The following is a 23,718-nucleotide window of genomic DNA, read 5'->3' as shown; positions in this document are numbered from 1 at the left end:
AGGAGTTTATTAAATGGCTAACTTAAAAGATGTAGATGCTGGCCGGGCGGCAATGAGTGCTGTCCGTTTGGCCAAGTCAAAACTTCGTGCAACGGCACCGGTTTTGGATGGGCTTTTGGATGATGTCGAAGGCGATGATATCAATATGCTGCCTAAGGACCGGTGGGGCGTCGACAATAATGTAACGATTGAGGAAGTGTTGGAAATCAGTCCACCACCACCACCGGGTCGGCCTGTGGTACTTCAATTGTTGTGGGGCGGCAACCTGGTCGGTACTCCACTGACCGTAACCACCCCGGTCGATACTTCGCAGGTCTTGGTATTGCCGGCGAATACAACGGTTTCCGAAGGCTTTTTCCCCTTGAGTTACCGTTTGAGCTATGCAGGTAATCCCACTGATTATGCGCCGCCTGTGCTCATTCGTATCGATAAAGAAGCGCCTAATCGCAACTCGCCCGGTGAGTTGATTACGCTTCCTGCGGAATATGCCGATGGGCGTATCACCAAGGAACGCCTGGACGCCAATCCCATCATAACGCTGACTATTCCCCTCCATCCCGACCGTAGAACCGGAGATACGGCTGACGTGTACATGGGCGCTAGTTCACCGGGCATGTTCATTGGCAGGTACACCGCTCCCGATAGTTCAACTTCCGAAATGACCGTAGAGTTGACCAAGGCCCAGGTTGAAAATGGCCGTGAGGGTGACAGAATTATTTACTACGTGTTGACGGATCGAACCGGTAATGTAGGGCCGAATAGTAAAGAACTTGACGTCAAGGTCGAGCTAACGGCAGCACCGAGTAACCTGAAGCCACTCGAGGTTCCCGAGGCACCCGATCCGGAGAACCTCATCACGATAAAAGATGCCTATCCTGATGTTGGGGTGGTGATCAATGAGTACGATAGTGTGGGTTCTCTGGACGAAATAGCATTGTTGTGGGATGGCATTCCACAGGCAAGAAAGTTTGCCAGGGACGGCTTCCCCGTCATATTCGATGTTTCCTATGAGCATGTGAAGCGTAATGGCCTGGGTCCCAGAGCGGTATCTGTCTCTTATTCTGTCTGGCGCGGACTGCAGGAATACCCTGAAACGACGCCAGTGCCGGTCAATGTCGATTTGAGACGCCCGGGTACACTTCCACCTGACCCGGAAAATCCGGAGATTGGCAATCCAAACCTGGCACCGGTAACGGTTCAGGCCGCAAAGACTACCGATCCTAACAAGTTTGAATTGATTGATGCAGGGGAGGACGGAACGGCGAGTACAATCATTGACGATGTACGAGACGATGGCGATGTTTATCAATTGTACTGGGGAGGGGTCCCGGTTCCGGGTGGGCAGTACATTGTCGATGGCTCCGAGTCAGACGGTGATTCCATTGAATTTAATATTCCGGGAGACTTTATTACCGAGCAAGGCAATAATCCGGCAGTGCCAGTGCACTATACGATTACTAATCCAGCTCTTCCGGACAATAATGAAAATCCATCGTTACGCCAGCCTGTCAGTGTTTATGTTGTGCGGGTTACCTTGCCGACGCCTAAGATTTTGCATACCGAGAATTTCGGTGGCGTTGATTTTGTGACCTGTAAATCGTTGAGGTCTATTCCTATCGTCGGATGGGCGGCAGTGGTGGAAGTTCCCGGAGGAGGACCTTTAATTCCGGGTATGGTTCTGGCGTTTACATGGTCAGGCGTAACGCATGATGCTGATGGTAATCCTGTAGAGGTTCCGGACTTTACTTTTAATCGGCCGTTAGTCGGTAATGAACATGTCGATGGCTTTACCGTGTATTTACCTCATGATGCAGCGCTGCTGCCTATCAGGGACGGCTCAGGAAAAATAGCCTATATGACGTTGGTAGGCGGCCGGCCGGAAAGTTCAGTTGAACAGGAGGTGCAAGTTGTTGTACGGGATGGCGATAATAATAACTGTCCGCTACGCTAATGTTGGATAAACGGTAGAGAAGAAAAGGGAAGATAGTTATCTTCCCTTTTTTACATTCACCGATCGAGGTTTTTATCTCCCGTTGTGAGCGTTGAAAAGATGCCTGTGGGCCTACGTAGGTGTACTTGGATAAGCGGTGAGTTGGCACTGGCGCAGGGAAAAAACGCCATAAATCAAGGATTTTCCCTACAGAAAATCGAGCTGGTAGAGATTAGTGTGTGCCGCATTTCTTACCGCTGTTCCCATGGTGGAATAAGCTAATCCATAGCGTCATGGAGTCATTATCATGAACAAAAAATACCCTTGTTTCGATTGGTTTACCTCAACTCGGTTTCTGCCACTGTTGGTGTTGCCGCCAGTCTTGCTCATCAGCCAAACGGTCATGGCCCAGACAACCGTCGGGCCTGGCCAGACACTCAATATTGATGGAACCACGGCAGCGGATAGTTACCTGGTCACCGGTGGCGTGTTGAACGCCAATGGCGCCCAAACGCTTGGGGTGGCCGCCCAGGACGGGTCGACTGTCAACGCGACAGGGGGTTCGTACGCCGGAAGTGGGATATCCATCAGAAACAGCCAGGCTACCTTGAGCGGCGTAACAGTGACCAGCGCCGGCACCGCACTGACCTTCAACCGTGAAGGCACCACAACGACCGGGTCGACAGGCCGCGTGACCGACAGCTTCGTCAGCGGGGGCACGTCGGGTATGCTGATTACCGGCCTGAGTTCCGTCGAACTGATCAACACGCAAGTCACCGGTGGCCTGGCCAACAGTGTCGGGATTACCTACTTTGGCGGAAGTGTCAAAGCCAGCGGGAATTCGTTCATCAGTGGTGGTGAAAACGGCGCACGAATGGGCGAGGACAGCGCAAGACTGGAGGGCTCCAGCCTGACGCTGGATAACTCTGTGCTTGAAGGCCGGGCCGGTTCGGCGATTGTTATCGAGCAGGGGATCGACGCGCAGATTCTGCTACAGAACAACGCCCGCCTGCTGGCCGGCAATGGGATATTGCTCGATGTACAAGAGGCCTCGACCGCCAACATGACCGTCGCCAACAGCGCATTGGAAGGCAACGTCAACGTCGCCGGCAACAGCACCGCCAACCTCACCTTCGATCAGGGCAGCATGATCGGCGACGTACTGCTCGAAAGCGGTTCGACCGCCAATGTCACCCTGCAGAACAACTCGCAACTCACCGGCCGCCTGAACAATGCCAGCGGCGTGACCATCAACAGCGGTTCGAACTGGACACTCACCGGCAATGACACCATCGGCACGCTGGCCATGGACGGTGGTCGTGTCACCTTCGGCGCAGCCGATGCCCCCAATACCTACTACCAACTGAACGTCGGCACGCTGGCGGGCAATGGTGTCTTTGGGATGAAGGGCGACTTTGAAAACGGCAACCGCGACTACCTCAACGTAACCGGCGTGGCCACCGGTAACTTCGACCTGGCCGTCGCCGCTTCCGGGCTGGATGCGGCATCGCCGCAGGCGTTGACCCTGGTGCACACGGCGGCGGGCGATGCACACTTTGCGCTGGCCAATGGTACGGCGGTGGACGTGGGCACGTTTTCCTACGAACTGGCCAAGCGCGACTTGGGTGCGGGCCAGACTGAGTGGTACTTGGACCCCACCACCAAAACCATCAGCCCCGGCACGCAAGCGGTCATGGCACTGTTCAACGCCCCGACCACCATCATGCTCGCCGAGGACGCCACGTTGCGCAGCCGGATGGGCGAGTTGCGCTTCAACGGCGGCAACGGCGGCCTGTGGATGCGTAGCTACGGTAACAAATACAACGTGTCGTCCGGCTCCGGCGTGGGTTACCAGCAAACCCAGCAAGGCTTGTCCCTGGGCTCGGACGTGCGCATCGCTGACAGTCAGTGGCTGGTCGGTGTCATGGGCGGCTACAGCGACTCGGACCTTAGCGTTGTGCAAGGGACTTCCGGGACAATTAAAAGCTACTACCTGGGACCCTACGCGACCTGGATGGATACGCAGACCGGTTACTACTTTGACACTGCGCTCAAGTTCAACCGTTTCCACAGCGACGCCAAGGTGGGCATGAGCGATGGCACGCGTGCCAAGGGTGACTACCACACCTCCGGTATCGGGGCTTCCGCAGAGTTCGGGCGCAACATCAAGCTGAATGAGGGTTACTTCGTCGAACCTTATGGCAAGTTGTCGACGGCGGTGATTCAAGGTCGCAATTATGACTTGGATAACGGCATGCAGGCCGACGGTGATCGTGCCCGTTCCGTGCTCGGCGAAGCCGGTGCGACTGCCGGTCGTACCGTCGATCTGGATAACGGCATGGTGGCCCAACCTTATGTGCGCGCCGCGGTCCAGCATGAGTTCATCAACAACAACCGTGTCACGGTCAACAACGACAACGTGTTCAACAACGACCTGTCCGGTTCACGCGGGCTGCTCGGCGCGGGTGTTGCGCTGGCGGTGTCCAAGGACCTGCAAGTGCACGGCGATGTCGAATACAGCAATGGCAAGAACATCGAGCAGCCGTATGGGGTGAATGTGGGGTTGCGTTGGGCTTGGTAAGGCCGAGCGTTCATCCAGGTTGAAAGAGACGCCCCTCATTAATCATGAGGGGCGTTTTTTATTGGGTGAAGGCGTTATCCGTTTCGGATGCCATAGCCATTTGCGGTGTCACCTCCGATTCCTATGTCTCTCAATGCTTGTGTTTGCCCTGTTGCCGGGTAGATCGCCCACCGCTTGCCGAAGCCGGCTTGATCGGAGGCCCAGCACCAGGCTCGCTCGGTTTCTACACCCGCATAGATGTTTCGGTATGAATTCCATTCTGCCAGTGATGGTATGCGTCCACCCTGGTTCACTGCAGCGTTATGGCATTGGGTGTAAGTGTTAAACGCACCGGTTCCGAAGATACGCCACACATTGGATACCGATACCGAATACGACGCGGTCTGGTTTCGGCTGTCGAATACGCTGATCGACACGCTGCCATTGCCTTTGGATATCACCCTCCCCGTGGAAGCATTCACTTCGGCCACCGCCGGATTGCTTGATGTATATCGATAGGGCGGAACACCACCGCTTGCGCTTCTGTCGACAAAGGCACCTGCGGGTGGATTGGTAGGGGTGTAGTCACTTCTGAAAATCCATGCAGACAATGAGACATGGCCAGGATTAATGGTCACCGGCGGAATTGGCGAGACAATCGTAAAACTACGACTGACCGATTCTTGCCCAGTCACGGACGAGTAGGCGGTGATCCTGTGGCTTCCCTGTGCCAAGTTCAGGGTCGAGTTCCACGTTGTGCCATTCGCCCGTACGCTATGATGAAAACCTCCATTGTCACGGATCTGTACCTCGAGATTCGCCGTCACCTGGCCTTGCAAGGTGAACGATGTGGCTGTCGTATCGCGTCCATTTTCTACTTCTACGCCGCCTGCCTTGAGCGAGTCCAGCGTCGGCCCGATGTGCTCCGCCACCCGGAAGCCCCTGGCTTGGCTGGTAATCGGGCTGACCTCGTAAAGCGCCCGGGCGGTCATGCTGTAGGACCTTGGCGATAGGCCGGAGTAAGCGAATGTCCATCGTTTGTTGTTGTCCACCGTGACGGGTGACCCCGTGGGATTGCTGCCCTCATAGATTTGTACCCGCTCCCTGGGTGTGGCTTCCCCGCTGAGTGTCACGGATCTGTAGTAGGTGGTGCCGTTATGCGGCACGTTGCCGGCGGCATCGGTCACAGAGGTGAGAGTCGGCGGGATCTGCGCGGCGACGGTGAAGGTGCGCGGTGGTGCGGAAACAGGCTGGGCACCGTACAAGGCTTTGGCGGTCAGGCTGTAGGGTCTGGTCGTCAGGTTGTTGAAGGGCCATTTCCAATTGCCATTGGCGTCAACGTCGACGGTGCTCAGCACCGTGCTGCCATCGCGTAGTTCGATTTTTTCGTTCTTGCTCGCGGTACCGCCGAGCTCTACGCTTCTGTAATAGGTTGTCCCGCCATTGGCGACATTGCCCCTGATGTCGGTCACGGTGGAAATGGTTGGCGTGATCGCCTGGGCGACGTTGAACGCATACGGTGGACTGGCAATCGGGTCAACCACATACAGCGCCTTGGCGCTCAGAGTGTAGGCTTTTGGGGTCAAGCTGTTGTAGCGGTGTTCCCAGAGCCCGTCGTTGTCAACATCGACCTCGATGATAGGGGTTGCGCCGTCCAGTAGTTGCACCCGTTCATTGGGCGTGGCTTCGCCCTCGACCAACACGCTGTTGTCGTAGGTTGTACCACCCCGCGCCACCGGGCCTCGTGAGTCGGTCACCCTGTCGAGGGTGGGGGTGATGGTGAATTTAACGGTAAAGGTCCGGGGATCGCTGGACACGGGGTCTGCGTCGTACAAGGCTTTAGCCGTAATGCTGTAGGGTTTCTCCGTTAAGGTGCCAATCTCGCGACTCCAGGTGCTATCGGCATCAACCGGCGCAGTGCCCATCGACTGGGACAGGTTATCGAACAACTCGATGGTTTCCCCCCGGGTCGCGGTGCCCTTGATTGTGATGTTCTTATCACGGGTGACGCCGCCTTCGGCCACCTCGCCCCGGCTGTCCAGCGCCTGGGTGATGAGCGGTGTCACATAGTCATACCGGGTCCTGATGGTCAAGGACAACAAGGGGAACTCAATCGCGTTGCTTTCCAGCGGGTCACCATCGAAGGTGACTTTACACACCACGGTGGCGGGTGTGCTGTGGCCCAGCTTGATCAGCTCACTTCTGAGCAGGTTTTCATCGAGTCCATTGGTCACGTGCGCCGCGGTGACTTCTACCCCCGCGAGCAATACGATGATGTAGGTCGCCCCCGTAGTGGTCTTGCCTTCCAGGCGTAGCCATACGCGTTGCTTGAGTGCGATGAATGGCCATTTTTGGACTGTGACGTTGGCGTTTCCGCTAAAGAGCATCAGATCGAGAACGCCGCTGCTGGATTGCGGTACTTGCGGTCTCGGCAGTTCGTTTTCGGGGTCCTGGAACGCCAGAACCCTCACGCCCTGTATCTCAGAGGACGTCGAGGCGCCATAACGTTGCACGTCATAGCTAACACTGACCATTTTGTTAATGTTGGCGCCGACGAGCGAAGAGGGCAGATGAAACTGCACCGTCTTACTGGCATCCCCCGGTAGTTCCAGGTCTTCGGAAGTGCCTGGCCCCGGAGTACCCAGCCACTTCAATCCGATGATGTCGAGTAACGGATCCATGCTGGCATAGCCCGCGTTGATATCGACGCCGGCGAGCGCTTTCATGGGGTTGAGTGTGGTGTTGGGCGAGTCATCCTCTGCCTGGGTCACAACGGGATGGGGCAGGTCGCCCACCAGATAGCCGATCATCAGGTTCAGTGTGGCTGAATAGCTGAACAAGCCTGTTGCGGCATGTTTTAAGGTGTAGCGCACTTTCACGTACTGCCCGATATTGGCGCTGACATAGCTGGCGGCTACCCGAAACTGTACCGGTTTGCCCGCGCTGACGGTGGTGATGGGCACCCAGTCACCGGTGCTGGCGAAGGGATTGGGACTGGTCCAATAGTAAGTAAGAATGTCGTCTTTGACCGTTCCTAAATACTCTATTCGCACGTGCACGTTGTCGAACACTTTCGAAGGATCCAGTACATCGTCGTCAGCCTCCACCACCTTCGGTGCTGGCAAGGTGGCACGTACGGCTTCGACCTTCACCAGCAAGTGCTCGGACTCACTCACGCCATAGAGCCACGGCTTATCGTTGGACACCTGATAAAACAGGTCGAGCCTACCGTTTTCCAGCACGCGGATATGCCTGCCCTCCACATACAGCGTCACCCGTTTTGCTGCCGCCTCGTTCTCGCTGACGAAGTGTTGTTCCACATGCAAATAGGGATTGCCGTTGGCTTGGGTGCCCCGCCAGGCCAGGTCCAGCACATCACCGTTGGCCATGCCGGGGTACTGGATATCCACGGTGGCGTACATCACGTCCGGTTCCAGTGTGTCGCCCAGCACTTCCCTGATGGTGGGGGCAGGTATCAGCAGCACCTGGCCGATCACATCGGCGAAGGTGCGTTTGGAAGAGAGGGGAGGGTCGCCGTTCTTTTTGGTCAGGACATACGCAACATCGGCGCTCCCCATGGCAATCGCCCGGACCTCGTCGTACGGGATCTTCATTTCGAGGAATTGGGGGATGCTGTCCACGGGTTTGGATTGGACATTAATCGACGGCTTGCCGGTATAAGGCGTGCCGATCCAGGTCATGGTGATGGTATCGCCCAGTGCGAAGTCAGCGCCGTCGACACGGATCATCACGGTGACCGGTTGGTTGTTCAAACGGCTGAGGTCAATGATGTCGTTTTGTGACTCCTGAATGATCGGAGCCTCCAGCCGCCAGGCGCCGGCCTCGACCTTGACCGTGGTGCGCAGGGACCAAGTTTCGGAGTAGTTCCAGACCTGATCATGGATCTCGTAGTGCACCCGCAGGGCGTTACTGTCACCGCCGGCCAGAATGTCGTCCTGGGTGGCGGTGATCACGATCGGCACTGTCCCGGCGGCTTGCTCGACAGTGACCTCATGGGGCGCGAGGAACGCGGTGCCCCATTGCACTTGAACGACATCGTGCTCGGCAATGTTCACATACACGGGGATGGTCATCGGCACCCCCCTTGCGGCCCATTCGACATCTACGCCGTTGTCGATGACATCCTGTGGTAACTGCACGATATGCAACTCAGAGTGGCCGGGTAGGTGGGGGTCTTTGTCCCGATCGCCCGGTAGATCCAGCTTCACCAGCACGCGCAAGGCGGTGGATGGGTCCTCGGGGATGGGGTCGCCTCGGCGGGTCAGGATGTAATAGACCTTCTCGATCCAGCCGGGCGTGATGGAGGTGACAGGTAGATAGAAAAACACCGGTTGGTCGCTGTTCTCTTCCTCGGGTTGCAGGACCCGGGTGCAGACCTTCTCGGTGTCCAGGTAGATGTCGAGTGTGTCACCCGCCAGCATGGGCGGGGCGTAAGCGTTGACAGCGCAGAGTAAACCTTGCTCGTAATCGGTGTACGTTTTGAGGTTGATACCGCCGTCCCCATCGATGACCGGTTGCGACATACCAATAATCAACAAGGGGCGTAACGCCAGGGGAGACGTCTCGCCTGCAAAGACGGGAAACAGAAATGAGCCGAAGTGAGTCATGGCAATAAATCCTCATCGAAAATAATGCGATTCAGGCACGAATGCGTTATTTGATTGGGCCCGATGTGGAGGGTGCTGGCTACTGTCAGAACTTACAGGTAGGGGTGGGTTTTCGACGAGCGGTAGATCAGTGAATGCCGTGCTGATTGGCTTCGAAACTCTTGAGATAGACAGCTCCGTGCGTTGCGCGACGGGCACTCAAGGCGATGCGCGTGAGAGTGGGGTCAGGATTTGCCCAAGGTCTTCTGTCGCAGGATGTACACCGTCACCAGCACTGCGCTGGTCAGCATGAATCCCCGTGCCCACGGCAGTGGCACCAGGTAGCACGACAGGCCGATGCTCGCCCACATCAGGCCAATGGCGTAGACCTTGCCCTTGAGCGGGATGCCGTTGCCGTTTAGGTAGTCGACAATCCATGGGCCCAGGCGCGGGTGCTCCACCAGCCACTGATAAAAACGCGGCGAACTGCGGGCGAAACAGGCGGCCGCCAACAGCAGGAACGGGGTGGTGGGCAGTACGGGCAGGAAGATGCCGATCACTCCCAACGCTACGCTCAACCAGCCAATGGCCAGTAGGGCGTAGCGCAGCATCAGGGAGCGGTTGCCCATGGGCTCGGCCACAGGCGCAGGACTTAGTGGTGACGTGGCTTGAGGAGCGCCGGCTTCTCGTCAGGTGCGTTGCACAGCAGGTACAGCGCCGTCAGGGCTTCCGGGATCTGGACGATCATGTCGTCCATCAGGTTGGCGTCGGCTGCGATGTCGGAGAACTCAGGCTGTTCGTCGAACAGGCCGGAACCGACCATGATCGGCAGCAGCATCTCGCTGACTTCGTCTTCGGCGGTTTCGAACCAGGCTTCTTCGCGCAGGAACACCCCTTCCATGAAACCGATGCACCAGCCGCGCAGCTCGGAGTCATCCGGATCGTCGCCCAGGTCCAGGTCGCACGGCAGCTCGAATTCTTCGTCGGCCGCCAGTTGGCGAGCGATATGGGCCTTGAGGGCCACCAGCGTCGCTTCGATCTCGACGCGTTGGGCCTCGCTGGCGTAGTGAGGCTCTTCGGAGAACAGGGCGTCGATCCATTCGCGCTCGGGAACGACTTCGGAGCAGATCGACAGGGCGGTCAGATAGCCGTGGGCGGCCACGTAGTCCAGCGCCTCGTCATGCAGCTCGTCGGCGTCGAGGAAGACTTGCAGGCGGGTTAGTTGCTCAGCGAAGGACATTGGGGGCTACCTTGGGAATATACGATGAGCAATTCTAGGCGTTCTTGCACGGCCAAGCCAGCTTCAATCCCAGTTAGTCAAGCGAGGTCAGTGTGGGAGCGAGCCTGCTCGCGAAGGCGTCGTGTCAGTCGACGTAAGGGTGGCTGGAACAACGCTTTCGCCGGCAAGCCGGTCTCGCTCCCTCAGGGATTGCTGTGCGTTGAACGGGCATTCGTCGCGCCAGGGGCAAACCTCAACAGCCCCCGGACGCGCTCGGGTATACTCGCGCGTTTTGCCAAGCCCTGCGGGTGCTGCGCAGTCCCGGGACAAATCCGCTTACGGATTGGCCCGTGACAACGCGGTATTTTGATCCAGCCTGCACAGAGGGATATTCAGCACCATTTGGAGTTTTACATGCTCGAACAGGCTCAGCGCGTCCTCAAGGACATCTTCGGCTACGACAGTTTTCGCGGTCGCCAGGGTGCCATCATTGAGCGCGTGGCCAACGGCGGCGACGCCCTGGTCCTGATGCCTACCGGCGGTGGCAAGTCGCTGTGCTTCCAGGTCCCGGCCCTGTTGCGCGAAGGCCTGGCGGTGGTGGTTTCGCCGTTGATCGCCTTGATGGACGACCAGGTCGCGACCCTGGAAGAGCTCGGCGTCGCCGCTGCGGCACTGAACTCCACGCTGAGTGCCGAGCAACAGCGCGATCTCGCGGCGCGAATCCGCCGCGGTGAAGTGAAAATGCTCTACCTGGCGCCTGAGCGCCTGGTCCAGCCGCGCATGCTGGCGTTCCTGCAAAGCCTGGACATCGCCCTGTTCGCCATCGACGAGGCGCACTGCGTTTCGCAGTGGGGCCACGACTTCCGCCCGGAATACCTGCAACTGGGGCAGTTGGCCGAGCTGTTCCCCCAGGTGCCGCGTATCGCCCTGACCGCCACCGCCGACAAGCGCACCCGCGAAGAAATCGTCACGCGCCTGCACCTGCAACAGGCCGAGCGCTTCCTGTCGAGCTTTGACCGACCGAACATCTTCTATCGCATCGTGCCCAAGGAGCAGCCGCGCAAGCAGTTGCTGGCGTTCCTCTCGGAGCGGCGCGGTGATGCCGGGATCATTTATTGCCTGTCGCGCAAGAAAGTCGATGAAGTGGCCGCGTTCCTCTGCGATCAGGGCTACCCGGCGCTGCCGTATCACGCCGGCTTGCCCAACGACGTGCGCGCCTTCCATCAGAAGCGCTTCCTCAACGAGGAAGGCCTGATCATGGTGGCCACCATCGCCTTCGGCATGGGCATCGACAAATCCAACGTGCGCTTTGTCGGGCACATGGACTTGCCCAAGTCCCTTGAGGCGTACTACCAGGAAACCGGTCGTGCCGGCCGTGATGGCCTGCCGGCAGACGCCTGGATGGTCTACGGCCTGCAGGACGTGGTGATGCTCAAGCAGATGCTGCAGAACTCCGAAGGCGACGAGCGGCACAAGCGCCTGGAGCAGCACAAGCTCGACGCCATGCTCGCGTTGTGCGAAGAAACCCGCTGCCGTCGTCAGACGTTGCTGGCGTACTTTGACGAAGACATGCCGCAACCCTGTGGGCATTGCGATAACTGCGTCGACGGCGTGCAGACCTGGGATGCCACCGAGCCGGCCCGCCAGGCGTTGTCGGCGATCTACCGTACCGGCCAGCGTTATGGCGTCGGGCACTTGGTGGAAGTGTTGCTGGGCAAGGACACCGAGAAAGTGCGCAACGCCGGCCACCAGCATTTGGCGGTGTTCGGCGTCGGCAAGGCGCGGGCCGAAGGCGAATGGCGCTCGCTGTTCCGACAGCTGGTGGCGCGCGGTCTGGCGGATATCGACCTCGAAGGCTACGGCGGCCTGCGCCTGAGCGACAGTTGCCGGCCGTTGCTCAAGGGGGAGGTGACGCTGGAACTGCGCCGCGACCTCAAGCCTCAAACCAGCGCGAAGAGCAGCAGCACCAGTCAGGCCAGCCAGTTGGTGCGCGGTGAGGAGCGTGAGCAGTGGGAAGCCTTGCGTGCGCTGCGCCGCAAGCTGGCCGGAGAGCACGGCGTGCCGCCTTACGTCATCTTCCCCGACTCCACCTTGCTGGAAATGCTGCGCAGCCAGCCAAGTTCCCTGGCGGAAATGGCCAAGGTCAGCGGGGTGGGCGCACGCAAGCTGGAGCGCTACGGCGAGGCGTTCCTCGAAGTCTTGGGCGGGCAGGCCGAGGCACCGAAAGTGGTGCTCGACCTGCGTCACGAATTGATTACCCTGGCCCGCGCCGGCATGACCCCCGTGCAAATCGCCGGTCAGTTGCAATGCTCGGAGAAAAACGTCTACACCCTGTTGGCCGAAGCCATCGGCAAGCAACAGCTGTCGCTGGAGCAGGCCCTGGACTTGCCGGAAGACCTGCTGGGCGAAGTGCAGGACGCGTTCCTCGACGGCGAGGGCGAATTGCCGCCCGTGGCGCAGATTGCCGCCTTGTTTGCCGGGCGCGTTCCAGAAGGGGTTTTGTACTGTGTGCGAGCGGCTTTACAGTCCGAATTCGAAATGTAACCAGCGACTTCTAATGATGTAACGATTCAGTCGTTGGTCGCCCTTGCTTCATGGCGGGGGCCATGCTTAGCTGGCTAATAATTAGTTTCACTCTATTACCGTCTAACCATGAGTTTTTTATGCCGTTAACCGATCAACACCGTTTTGGCATGCAGTTGGCGCAAATGTCTCGCGGCTGGCGCGCCGAGCTGGATCGCCGTCTTGCCGGCCTTGGCCTGTCCCAGGCGCGCTGGCTGGTGCTGTTGCATCTGGCGCGTTTCGTCGAGGCCCCGACCCAACGGGAACTGGCGCAAAGCGTTGGTGTTGAAGGGCCGACCCTGGCCCGTTTGCTCGATAGCCTGGAAAGCCAGGGCCTGGTGCAGCGCCAGGCCGTGCTCGAAGACCGCCGGGCGAAGAAGATCGTGTTGTGCCCATCGGCACAGCCCTTGATCGAGCAGATTGAAACCATCGCCACGGCCTTGCGCATCGAACTGTTCGAAGGTGTCGATGAAGCCGAGCTGAAGGTGTGCATGCGGGTCCACGCATGCATCCTGGCCAACCTGGAAAAGTCCTGAGGCCTACCTACACATTGCCCCTTCCCCTTGTAGGCGCGAGCGGGCTCGCTCCCACGCGGGTCCTCAGCGAATGCAAATCCGGCGCTCGACACGGATTCCCGTGGGAGCGAGCCCGCTCGCGAAAGCGGTGGGTCAGTCAACGGAGATGCTGACTGTGCCGGCCTCTTCGCGGGCGAGCCCCACCCTGGTCCACGGCGAACACACATCCGGGGAGCAGATCAATTTCTTGTAGGAGCGAGGCTTGCCCGCGAAGGCGGTAAGTCTGGCGACATCGATGTTGAATGGGGCAAGCCTTAATGCCAGTCAGTTAAGCGAAACCCACGTGGGAGCGAGCCTGCTCGCGATAGCAGTAGGTCAGTCAACGGAGATGTTGGCTGTGTTGCCGTCTTCGCGAGCAGGCTCGCTCCCACAGGTTTGGCGCCTTAACTGACTGGCATTAGGGCAAGCCTCGCTCCTACGGGCTCAACCCAGATTCCTGCGCGCGATGGCGGTGACGAGCGGCATGGCTAAGACAGTTGCTCCCACAGGTTTTTGTGTGGTGTTTGCTGGTTTAGAACGTCTGCCCCAGATTCATGTAGATCGCTTTCTGGTCGTCGTCGTTGAAGCCGTAGCTGAAGTTCAATGGGCCCAGCGGCGTGTCGAAGCCCAGGAAGAGGCTGGCGGCGTTGATGTAGCCGCTGTCGAACTCGTTGTCGTTGTTCCACACCCGCCCGCGCTCCAGTGAGCCGCCGATGTACAGCGGGAAGTCCAGTGGCAGGTAGGCGCGTGGGGTCAGGCGGCGGTAGTAGACGGCGCGCATCAGGCTGATGTTTTGCCCGGTGATCGAGTCCTGGCGAAACCCCGACAACTGCCGGGCACCACCGAGCAGGAAACTCGAGGTGACGACATTGGCCTGATCCAGGGTGCGCCCGTAGCGCCCGCCGAGGACGTAGGTGTCGGGCCCGAAGCTCAAGGCCTTGTCCAGCTTGAACTCCCACTGCCGGTAGCGCTCGTCCGAGCCCAGCCCGGGTTCGAACTCGCGCCATGACAGGCCGATATCCTCGCCCGCGTGGGGGAAGTAGACATTGTCCAGCGAGTCGAACGAATACTTGAGCTCATAGAACCCTTCATTGAAGCTCTCGCTCGGCAGGCTTTGATCGCCGATGCGCACATCGGCCTTGCCCCAGGCCTCGCCAATGCCGAGGCGAATCTCGCCGCTGTTGCCGATCTGCCGGCCGACGTTCAGGCCAAAGCCATAGCGTTGCAGGCGGTATTCGGCAATCGGGTCGTTGTCCAGGATGGCGTCGACGTTCTGCGACTCGAGGGCGGCGTAGGGCGCAATGAAGTAGCGCGAGCCAACGTCCAGTGGTTGATAGAACTCGGTGTACAGCTCTTGCTGGTCACCGATCTGCACCCGGGTCAGCCATTCCGCGCCGAGGCGATTGATGCCGTTGATGCGGTAGCTGGCGCCGATGTTGTACGCGCTGTCACCCTGCATGTCATCGGACAGGTTCAGCCCCAGGCGCAAGTAGTCGGTGCCGGTGCGCTTGCCCTGAGCGTTGATCACCAGGGTCTGGTCCTGGCCTTTGTGCACCACGCGGTACTGCACCCGCTCGAAGTAGTCCAGGCCATACAGGGTGCCCATGTCGGTTTGCAGGCGGCCCAGGTCCAGCGGCTCGCCGATCTGCTGCCGGATGTAGTAGCGGATCACGTCGTCGCCGACTTTCGAGTCGTTCTCGACCTTGATCGCCGTAATAATCGGTGTGCGCTGGCCGGGCGTGCGGGCGGCTGCCAGTTGAGTGTCCGCCGGTGCAATGGGGCGCAGGGTGGCCAGGCGGGCATCGAGGATGCGCGTGGCGCGATAGCCAGCGTCGATCATTGCCTGGGCCTTGCCGAAGTCGGTGACACCATAGGCCGCCAAGGCCGGCTGGATCAGCACGTCGTCCGGGCGCAGGGTGGCGAGTTGTGCTTCGGAGTTGCGCCGGGTCATGAGGGTGATCGACTGGTTCAGCACGTCGACCACCGTGTTCAGTTGCTTGCGACTGCGCAGCGGGGTGCCGATGTCGACCACGATAGCGATGTCCACGCCCATCTCGCGGGCCACGTCCACGGGGATGTTGTCACTCATGCCGCCGTCCACCAGCAGGCGGCCGTCCAGGTCGACCGGGGTGAACACGCCGGGCAGCGACATGCTGGCGCGGATCACCTGGGGCAAGTGGCCCTTGCGGAACACCACCTTTTCGCCGCTGGCGATGTCGGTGGCGACGGCGCGGAAGGGGATCGGCAGCTTGTCGAAGTCCCGGGTATCACTGGCGTGGGCCAGCAGGCTTTCGAGCAGCAGCGCCAGGTTTTGGCCCTGGATGACGCCCAGCGGCAAGCCGAGGCTGCCGTCGTCGCGAAAGCTGAGTTTCTGTTTGACCAGGAAATCGCGGTCGTCCTGCTTGCGCCGGAAGGGGATATCGGCGCGCGGCGGGGAGTCGGACAGTGCCTGTTGCCAGTCGATGGCCAGGGCGAGCTTTTCCAGCTCGTCGATCTTGTAGCCCGAGGCATACAGGCCGCCAATCACCGCGCCCATGCTGGTGCCGGCAATCGCGTCGATCTGGATGCCTTGCTCCTCCAGCGCCTTGAGCACGCCGATGTGGGCCAGGCCACGGGCGGCGCCACCGGACAGCACCAGGCCGATCTTGGGCGCAGGCGTTTGCCCGGCGAACACCAGCAGGGGGACAAAACACAGCAACAGGCAACACAACAAGCGGCGCATCGGGCATCTCGGGCGGGTGTCAAAGGCGGCTATTATACGGCGCCATCACGCTAAGGAGTCTTGTGCGCCATGTCTGCCAGCAAACCGGAAGTCGTCATCACCTATTGCACCCAATGCCAGTGGCTGTTGCGGGCAGCCTGGCTGGCCCAGGAACTGCTCAGCACCTTTGCCGAGGACTTGGGCAAAGTGGCCTTGGTGCCGGGTACGGGCGGGGTGTTCCACATTACCTGCGACGGCGTGCAGATTTGGGAGCGCAAGGCCGATGGCGGTTTCCCGGAGGCCAAGGTTCTCAAGCAGCGGGTGCGCGACCAGATCGACCCGGCCCGCGATTTGGGGCACAACGACCGCACGTCGTGATGAGCGGATGCAGCAACCTTTGTGGGAGCGGGCTTGCTCGCGAAGAGGGAGTGCCAGTCGACTAAGATTTGGCTGACACGACGTCATCGCGAGCAAGCCCGCTCCCACAGGTTTTATGCCGTATGGGCTAAGGCGCCATCTTGGCCTTGATGAAGCCGATCACGAACGTCAGGATCGCACCGCCCACGCCACCGCCCACAATGCTGCTGAGGATCGTGGGAATATCCATGGCACCTCCACTGGCCATCGCGGCACCGCCGCCCGTGACGGCGGTGATGATCTGGCCAAGCACCACGCCACCGACCCCGCCAAGGATCGAATTGGCCGCAGGCCCCAGGCTTTTCTGGCTCATGCCGGCAGCGTTGCCGCCGACCACACCGCTGACGATCTGAATTAACAGGCTGACAATATCCATCGAAATTACCCCTGTGTAGCGCTCAGAGAACGACCACTCGCGTTCAGCTACTTCAAGGATAAGGCGCCGCTGGTGACGAGAAGTCTTGATCCGCTAACGACGGCGAACTGTTACGGATGACGTCAGTATAGACACCTCAGTGGTTGGCAACCGTTGCCGGGCCCTTGTTGCCAGGCGCTCTACTGCCCAGGCGGCTGGACGCCACGATGGCGATGATGATCAACGCCCCGCCCAGCAACATCCGCGAGGTCGGGTTCTCGCCGAACAGCCACCAGGCGAAGGTGATGCCGTAGACCGGTTCCATGGCGAACACCACGGCAGCGGTGCGCGCCTTGATCACCGCCAGGCTGGCGACGAACAGGCTGTGGGCCAGGCCGGTGCAGAACACCCCCAGCAAGGCGATCCACAACCAATCGATGGCTCGGACTTCACTCAGGCCAGGGGCGGCCGCGGGCAGCAGGCAAGCGGCAACCACCAGGTTTTGGCACAGTGCCGCCTGCACCGGGGGGATGCGCCCGGAGCTGGCCCGGTTGGTCAACGACAGCAGGGAAAATAGCAGCCCTGACGCCACGGACCAGAGCAAGCCAGTGGTGGCCTGGCTGGCCAGGTCAAAGCTGGGGGTGACCAGCACCAGGCCGATGCTCACCAGTGCCACCATGATGACTTCATGGGCGCGGATGCGTTCACGGAAGATCAGGCCTTCGAGGATCACCGTGAATGCCGGGAAGCTGGCGAACCCCAGGGTGGCAATCGCCACGCCCGCGACTTTCACGGCAATGAAGAAACTGACCCAGTGCCCGGCCAGCAGCAGGCCGCTGAGGGTCAGGCGGCGCCAGTCCCGGGCCTGCAGCCGTTGCCAACCGGTGGTGCTGGCGAAACGGGCGAAGAACGCCAGGGCCAGCACTGCGAAGGCCGCACGGCCGAAAACGATGATGGCGGGGGACGCGGCGGCGAGTTTGCCGAGCACGCCCGTCAGGCCAAACATCAGGGCGCCAATATGCAGGGCACCAAGGGCGGTACGGGGCGTCATTTCAATCCTTAAACAGCGATGGGCAGGTGCACCATTGAACCGCGTTCGGACCGGCCCTGTCTGTCGCCAGACTCGCGTTTTTTAGCGCCAGGCTAGTGCTCGTCCACGGCACGCCGCAGTTTGCCGGGAGAAGCGCCGAACTCGCGCAGCACGGCGGCGGCGAAGGCGCTTTGCGAGCCATAGCCGACGTGGCTGGCAATTTCGCCGATGGGCAACGCGGACTCGCGCAACAACCGCACCGCGATGTGCAGGCGCCGGCTGCGGATGTAGTCCATGGGCGTCTGCCCGCACTCGCTGACGAACCGGGCATGCAGGCGCGCCGTGGACAACCCGGCGAGCCGCGCGAGGTCGGCGACTTGCAGCGGGTAGGCGGCGTGCTGGTCGATGTGCGCGTTGAGCGCGGCGTAGGGCAATTGCTTGCCAGCCACCTGGCTGGGTGCGGCGCTGTTGAGGCTGGCCAGCAATAGCACGGCACCTTGCTGGGCAATCAGCGGGTCGTCGACCGGGCTGCTGGCCAGCCAACTGACCAATTGGCTTTGCCCAGGGTCCAGCGGCAGGCGCCCGGGTGTATCGAGCAAGCGCCGGCTGGCATCGGCGTGTTCACCCAGCGATTGCGCCAGCCACTGATCACTCGGTACGTCGAGCACCAGGCAGCGGCTGCCCTGGGGGCTGCCGCAGGCGTGATGGGCCCCAGCGGGCACCACCACGAAACTCTGCTGCACCACTTGACTGCCCTGGCCACCGACTTCGAAATCGAGCGCCCCCGACAGGGCGAACACCAGTTGGGCGTGGTCGTGGCTGTGGACGATCAAGTCGCGGGTGTAGTGGCGTAGCGTGAGGATGGGGCGCATCACGGTCTCCTGGGCAGGCCCGCAGTTTACACCGACCCGCGCGGGGTTCGAGCGGTCATCGGGCTGCCGCATTTGTGTCATGGGCCAGTCATCGAGGCGGCGCAAGCTGGCGAAAAATCCCTCGGAGGTTGCCCATGACCCACGCCGAATTCGCCAGGCCCAGCCGTAAGCAACGGGTACGCACCTCATGGATCTCCGACGTGCACCTGGGCACCCGGGATTGCCAGGCCGAGCATTTGTCGCAGTTCCTCAAGGGCTACCAGGCGGACAAGGTCTACCTGGTGGGTGACATCATCGACGGCTGGAAGCTGCGCGGCGGCATGTACTGGCCCCAGGCGCACACCAACGTGATCCGGCGCCTGCTGACCATGAGCAAGCGTGGTACCGAGGTGATCTACGTCACCGGTAACCACGACGAGTTCCTGCGCCGCTACTCCACGCTGATCCTGGGCAACATCCAGTTGGTGGACGAGGCGGTGCACGTCACTGCCGATGGCCGGCACCTGCTGGTGATCCACGGCGACCAATTCGACATCATCACCCGTTATCACCGCTGGCTGGCATTCCTGGGGGACTGGGCCTACGAACTCACCTTGACCCTCAATCGCTGGCTCAATCACTGGCGCGCACGGTACGGCTATGGCTATTGGTCGCTGTCGGCGTACCTCAAGCACAAGGTCAAGACGGCGGTCAGTTTTATCAGTGACTTCGAAGAAGCCATCGCCCACGAGTGCGTCAAGCGTGAGTTGGATGGCGTGGTGTGCGGGCACATCCATCACGCCGAGATTCGCCGGGTCGGCGAGGTGGAGTACCTTAATTGCGGGGATTGGGTGGAGTCGTGCACGGCACTGATCGAGCATTGGGACGGTTCGATCGAACTCTACCGGCTGGCGGATGCCCAGGCGCGGGAAGCGCAGCTCAAGGCTGCCGCTGTCGTTTGAAGCTGACACAAAACCCTGTGGGAGCGAGCGTGCTCGCGATGATGGCAGCAGTGATGTTGACTGACCGCCCGCTATCGCTGGCTTGCCGGCGATAGAGGTCACTGCGGGGGATGGCGGGTCTAGAACGGTACCTTGCCCAGGATCATGTCGCGGTACATGACAAAGTCGCCCAGCAGGCTGTAGAGCGGGTGTTGGAAGGTCGCCGGGCGGTTCCTCTCGAAGAAAAAATGGCCTACCCAGGCAAAGCCGTAGCCGGCCAGCGGTACGGCCAGCAACAGGAGCCAGGCGCCCTTGGCGATCGCGAAGGCCAGGATGAAAATCACCAGGCTCGTCCCCACAAAGTGCAAGCGCCGGCAGGTGCTGTTGCTGTGCTCGTCGAGGTAATACCGGTAGAACTCGGCGAAGCTGTTGAACTGCTTGAGGTTTTCCATTACTGCGATCTCTATGGTTTTTGTTCTGTTGATCGGATGTTCCGCGGGGAGCCTATTTAAGTCTAGAGTGATCATTGGCAACGACCAGTGACAATAGGCGCCACTTTAGTATCCTTCTGAAGTTGGCTGTCAAACCCGGGTCATCATGTAAGAAAACACCATGAGTGAACGAACGACTTCTGCAAGTTGGGCGATGGGGATCGTCAAGGCACTGGAAATGGACGGCCTGGATTGTCAGGTCCTGTTCAAGCGGCTGGGGCTCGATTTTGCGTCGCTGGACGATCCGGATGCCCGCTTCCCCCAGGACTCGATGACACGGCTGTGGCAGCTCGCCGTCGAGCTGTCCGGCAACCCCGCGATCGGCCTGAACATGGGCAAGGTGGTGCGTCCGGCATCGTTTCATGTCGCCGGCTACGCCTTGATGTCCAGCCAGACACTGGCGCAGGGCTTTGAGCGGCTGGTGCGTTATCAGCGGATCATCTCCGACAGCGCCGACCTGAGTTTTCGCCTGCTACCCGAAGGCTATGGGTTGATTCTGACGGTGCATGGCGATCACCTGCCGCCCACCCGGCAAAGTTCGGAGGCCTCGCTGGCCTGCGCATTGAGCCTGTGTGGCTGGTTGACCGGGCGTACGTTGCAGCCTCGCAAAGTGTTGCTCCAGGGGCCGCTGCCGCTCGACATCAGCCCCTATAAGCTGACGTTCCATGCGCCGCTGGAATTCAGTGCGCCCTACGACGCGTTGATCTTCGAGCAGGCGGACATGGAAGCCCCCTTGCCAACGGCCAATGAAGCCATGGCGTTGCTGCATGATCGCTTTGCCGGTGAGTACCTGGCGCGGTTCTCCGAAAGTCGGGTCACCCACAAGGCGCGGCAGGTGCTGTGTCGCCTGTTGCCCCAGGGCGAACCCAAGCGCGATACGGTGGCGCAAACCCTGCACCTGTCCCAGCGCACCCTGCAGCGTCGTTTGCAGGAGGAGGGCACGAGTTTCCAGGCTTTGCTGGACGACACCCGCCGCGAGCTGGCCGAGCAGTACCTGGCGCAGCCGAGCATGACCTTGCTGGAAATTGCCTACCTGCTGGGGTTTGCCGATCCGAGTAACTTCTTCCGGGCTTTCCGGCGCTGGTTCGATGCCACACCCGGCGAGTACCGGGTGCGCTTGCAGGAGGCGCCGGTCAGTGACGCCAGAATGCCGGGATACACAGCACAAACACGGTAATGATCTCCAGCCGTCCGAGCAGCATGCCAAGGGACAGAATCCACTTGGCGGCGTCGGGCAGGGTCGAGAAGTTGCCGGCCGGGCCGATGGTCTCGCCGAGCCCCGGTCCCACCCCGGACACGGTACTGGCGGCGCCGGTCAGTGCGGTCATCCAGTCCACGCCCAGCAGCGACAAGGCCAGGGCGATCGCGCAGATGGTGATGGCGAAGAAGAACGAGAAGGTCAGGATCGAGCGCACGATCTCCTCATCGAGACGGTGGCCGTTGTATTTCTGCTTGATCACCGCCCGGGGGTGAATCAACTGGTTAAGGTTGGCCTTGAGCAGGATGTAGGCGACCTGGAAGCGAAAGATCTTGATCCCGCCCGCCGTCGACCCCGAGCAGCCGCCGACAAACCCCAGGTAGAAGAACAGCATCAGTGAGAAGTTGCCCCACATGCTGTAGTCCCCGAGGGCAAACCCGGTGGTGGTGACGACCGAGGTCACGTTCAGAGCAACGTGACGCAGGGCGTCCAGCCAATGCAGGTTGGTGGTCCACCAGTACCAGGTGCCGAGCACCAGCCAGGTCACCAGCAACAGGCCGAGCAGGCCTTGTACCTGTTGATCCTTGATCAGCGCCCGGCGATTGCCACGCAAGGTGGACACGTACAGGGCGAAGGGCAGGCTGCCGAGGATCATCACCACCACCGCGACCCAGTGCACGGCGGGTTGTTTCCAGTGGGCCAGGGATTCGTCGGAGGTGGAGAAACCGCCGGTGGAAATCGCGGACATGGCATGGTTGATCGCGTCGAACGGCTTCATCCCCGCCCACCAGAAGGCCAGGCTGCCGAGGATGGTAATGCCCAGGTAGGTCGCCACGATCAGCCGCGCCACCATGTGCGAGCGCGGCATGACTTTCTCGGAGCGGTCCGACGATTCGGTCTGGAACAGCCGCATGCCGCCGATTCGCAGCAGGGGCAAAATGGCCACGGCCATGCCGATAAACCCGATGCCGCCCAGCCAGTGCAGCAACGAGCGCCAGATCAGGATGCCCGGCGACATGCTGTCCAGGCCACTGAGTACGGTGGCGCCGGTGGCGGTGATGCCGGACATGCTTTCGAAGAAGGAGTCGGTGTAGCTGATGTGCTGGGTCAACAGAAACGGCAGCGCGGCGAAGATGCACACCACCACCCAACTGGACACCGTCAGCAGGTACATGTCCCGTGGACGCAGGTGGATATGTTCGGGGCGGCCGGGGATCACCAGCGCCAGGCCGGCCAGGAAGGTGATCAGGCTGGCCCACAGGAACGAAGGCAGGTCGCTGGTGCGCTCGTAGATCACCAGGGTCGCCATCGGCACGACCATGCTGATGGCCAGCGTGATCAGGAAGATGCCGATGATGAAACCAATGATCCGTAGGGTCGGCAACGCCATGAAGTCCGCTCGGGCTGAAGGTAGGAAGGGCGCCATTCTACCTGCGGGGCAGGGCATGTAAACCGGCATGGGTCAGGCGTTGCCGCTAGAATAGCCAAACATTTTTTCAGGAGGTGGCCGATGCAGGCTCTCGACGCTTTGCTCAACCGTGTTTCCGTTCCGCGCTTGCTTGATCCGGCGCCCAGCGCCGAGCAGCGTGAAGTGTTGTTTGCCGCTGCCATGCGGGCGCCGGACCACGGGCATTTGCAGCCGTGGCGATTTTTGACGGTTGAAGGCCAGGCCCGTGAGCAACTGGGCGAGATCCTGGCCCAGGCCGCACTGCTGCAAGACCCCGATGCGCCGCCAGCCGTGGTGGACAAGGCCCGCAATGGCCCACTGCGCGCGCCGTTGGTGGTCGTGGTGGTCGCTCGGTTGCAGGAGCACGCCAAGTATCCAAAGTCCGAACAACTATTGGCCGCCGGCTGCGCGGCCCATGGGATTCTGCTCGCTGCGTATGCCCAGGGCATTGGCGCGGTGTGGCGCACCGGTGATTTGGCGTACTCGGCCCCGGTGGCCAAGGCACTGGGGTTGGCACCTGGGGAAGAGGTGATTGCCTTCCTCTACCTGGGCACACCGCAGAAAGAGCCACGGGTGGCCGAAAAAGTCGACCTGGCCGAGTTTGTCAGCGCCTGGCCGGCCAAGCCCTGACGTTGCTTTCTGTAGGCGCCAGGCTTGCCGGCGAACCCGGCCATGCAGTGTGTCAGGCATTCAGCTTTCGCGGGCAAGCCTTAATGCCAGTCAGTTAAGCGAAACCCACGTGGGAGCGAGCCTGCTCGCGATAGCAGTAGGTCAGTCAACGGAGATGTTGGCTGTGTTGCCGTCTTCGCGAGCAGGCTCGCTCCCACAGGTTTGGCGCCTTAACTGACTGGCATT

17 protein-coding genes are annotated in these 23,718 nt (G+C 60.6%); 8 read left to right on the top strand and 9 right to left on the bottom strand.

What is annotated here, in order from left to right:
• Window positions 1–13: 13 nt before the first annotated feature.
• Both BMW74_RS09475 and BMW74_RS09470 read left to right on the top strand, forming a co-directional pair.
• Window positions 14–1,951 carry a hypothetical protein gene (locus BMW74_RS09475; RefSeq protein WP_093417362.1) on the top strand — a complete coding sequence of 646 codons (1,938 nt, stop codon included), beginning with the start codon at window positions 14–16 and terminating at the stop codon, window positions 1,949–1,951.
• A gap of 286 nt (window positions 1,952–2,237) precedes the next feature.
• Window positions 2,238–4,511 (top strand): autotransporter outer membrane beta-barrel domain-containing protein, encoded by a 2,274-nt coding sequence (locus BMW74_RS09470; RefSeq protein WP_093417357.1) that lies wholly within the window; start codon window positions 2,238–2,240, stop codon window positions 4,509–4,511.
• Window positions 4,512–4,585: 74 nt separating this feature from the next.
• On the opposite strand, the gene BMW74_RS09465 is transcribed toward BMW74_RS09470, so the two are convergent.
• The 3 genes from BMW74_RS09465 to BMW74_RS09455 form a co-directional block, all read right to left on the bottom strand.
• Window positions 4,586–9,118, bottom strand: coding sequence for a hypothetical protein (locus tag BMW74_RS09465; RefSeq protein WP_093417352.1), 4,533 nt, complete (start codon window positions 9,116–9,118; stop codon window positions 4,586–4,588).
• A 224-nt stretch (window positions 9,119–9,342) separates the two neighbouring features.
• Complete coding sequence (locus BMW74_RS09460) at window positions 9,343–9,726, bottom strand: YbaN family protein (protein WP_175479182.1); 384 nt, start codon at window positions 9,724–9,726, stop codon at window positions 9,343–9,345.
• Between the two features lie 23 nt (window positions 9,727–9,749).
• Window positions 9,750–10,337, bottom strand: coding sequence for a UPF0149 family protein (locus BMW74_RS09455; RefSeq protein WP_093417343.1), 588 nt, complete (start codon window positions 10,335–10,337; stop codon window positions 9,750–9,752).
• Window positions 10,338–10,730: 393 nt separating this feature from the next.
• On the opposite strand from BMW74_RS09455, the gene recQ reads away from it, so the two are divergent.
• Both recQ and BMW74_RS09445 read left to right on the top strand, forming a co-directional pair.
• On the top strand, window positions 10,731–12,860 hold the full coding sequence (recQ, locus tag BMW74_RS09450; RefSeq protein ID WP_093417338.1) for a DNA helicase RecQ: 2,130 nt from the start codon (window positions 10,731–10,733) through the stop codon (window positions 12,858–12,860).
• A gap of 119 nt (window positions 12,861–12,979) precedes the next feature.
• On the top strand, window positions 12,980–13,414 hold the full coding sequence (locus tag BMW74_RS09445) for a MarR family transcriptional regulator (protein ID WP_093417334.1): 435 nt from the start codon (window positions 12,980–12,982) through the stop codon (window positions 13,412–13,414).
• A gap of 550 nt (window positions 13,415–13,964) precedes the next feature.
• Here BMW74_RS09445 and BMW74_RS09440 read toward each other — a convergent pair.
• Entirely contained in the window at window positions 13,965–16,154 is a 2,190-nt protein-coding gene (locus BMW74_RS09440) for a patatin-like phospholipase family protein (RefSeq protein ID WP_093417330.1), read from the bottom strand.
• 69 nt (window positions 16,155–16,223) lie between these two features.
• Here BMW74_RS09440 and BMW74_RS09435 point away from each other — a divergent pair, with 69 nt between their 5' ends.
• Window positions 16,224–16,511, top strand: a complete 288-nt coding sequence (locus BMW74_RS09435) for an Rdx family protein (protein WP_093417326.1) — start codon at window positions 16,224–16,226, stop codon at window positions 16,509–16,511.
• A gap of 127 nt (window positions 16,512–16,638) precedes the next feature.
• Here the strand turns inward: BMW74_RS09435 and BMW74_RS09430 are convergent, their stop codons facing one another.
• The 3 genes from BMW74_RS09430 to BMW74_RS09420 form a co-directional block, all read right to left on the bottom strand.
• Window positions 16,639–16,926 carry a hypothetical protein gene (locus tag BMW74_RS09430; protein WP_093417322.1) on the bottom strand — a complete coding sequence of 96 codons (288 nt, stop codon included), beginning with the start codon at window positions 16,924–16,926 and terminating at the stop codon, window positions 16,639–16,641.
• A gap of 136 nt (window positions 16,927–17,062) precedes the next feature.
• Window positions 17,063–17,956 carry a DMT family transporter gene (locus BMW74_RS09425; RefSeq protein WP_093417318.1) on the bottom strand — a complete coding sequence of 298 codons (894 nt, stop codon included), beginning with the start codon at window positions 17,954–17,956 and terminating at the stop codon, window positions 17,063–17,065.
• Window positions 17,957–18,048: 92 nt separating this feature from the next.
• Window positions 18,049–18,807 (bottom strand): helix-turn-helix transcriptional regulator, encoded by a 759-nt coding sequence (locus BMW74_RS09420; protein ID WP_093417312.1) that lies wholly within the window; start codon window positions 18,805–18,807, stop codon window positions 18,049–18,051.
• Between the two features lie 134 nt (window positions 18,808–18,941).
• On the opposite strand from BMW74_RS09420, the gene BMW74_RS09415 reads away from it, so the two are divergent.
• Window positions 18,942–19,748, top strand: coding sequence for a UDP-2,3-diacylglucosamine diphosphatase (locus BMW74_RS09415; protein WP_093417307.1), 807 nt, complete (start codon window positions 18,942–18,944; stop codon window positions 19,746–19,748).
• Between the two features lie 119 nt (window positions 19,749–19,867).
• Here BMW74_RS09415 and BMW74_RS09410 read toward each other — a convergent pair whose 3' ends face one another.
• On the bottom strand, window positions 19,868–20,179 hold the full coding sequence (locus BMW74_RS09410) for an Mpo1-like protein (protein WP_093417302.1): 312 nt from the start codon (window positions 20,177–20,179) through the stop codon (window positions 19,868–19,870).
• A 160-nt stretch (window positions 20,180–20,339) separates the two neighbouring features.
• Here BMW74_RS09410 and BMW74_RS09405 point away from each other — a divergent pair, with 160 nt between their 5' ends.
• Window positions 20,340–21,395 carry an AraC family transcriptional regulator gene (locus tag BMW74_RS09405; protein WP_093417297.1) on the top strand — a complete coding sequence of 352 codons (1,056 nt, stop codon included), beginning with the start codon at window positions 20,340–20,342 and terminating at the stop codon, window positions 21,393–21,395.
• On the opposite strand, the gene BMW74_RS09400 is transcribed toward BMW74_RS09405, so the two are convergent.
• A complete protein-coding gene (locus BMW74_RS09400) occupies window positions 21,352–22,806 on the bottom strand; it encodes a TrkH family potassium uptake protein (protein ID WP_093417292.1) in 1,455 nt (484 codons plus the stop codon). The two genes, BMW74_RS09405 and BMW74_RS09400, sit on opposite strands and share 44 nt — an antisense overlap.
• 120 nt (window positions 22,807–22,926) lie before the next feature.
• On the opposite strand from BMW74_RS09400, the gene BMW74_RS09395 reads away from it, so the two are divergent.
• Complete coding sequence (locus BMW74_RS09395) at window positions 22,927–23,493, top strand: nitroreductase family protein (RefSeq protein ID WP_093417287.1); 567 nt, start codon at window positions 22,927–22,929, stop codon at window positions 23,491–23,493.
• Window positions 23,494–23,718 lie beyond the last annotated feature (225 nt).

The organism is Pseudomonas sp. ok272, assembly GCF_900109995.1.
Lineage (GTDB): Bacteria > Pseudomonadota > Gammaproteobacteria > Pseudomonadales > Pseudomonadaceae > Aquipseudomonas.
This window is presented reverse-complemented; position numbering and strand designations above follow the sequence as displayed.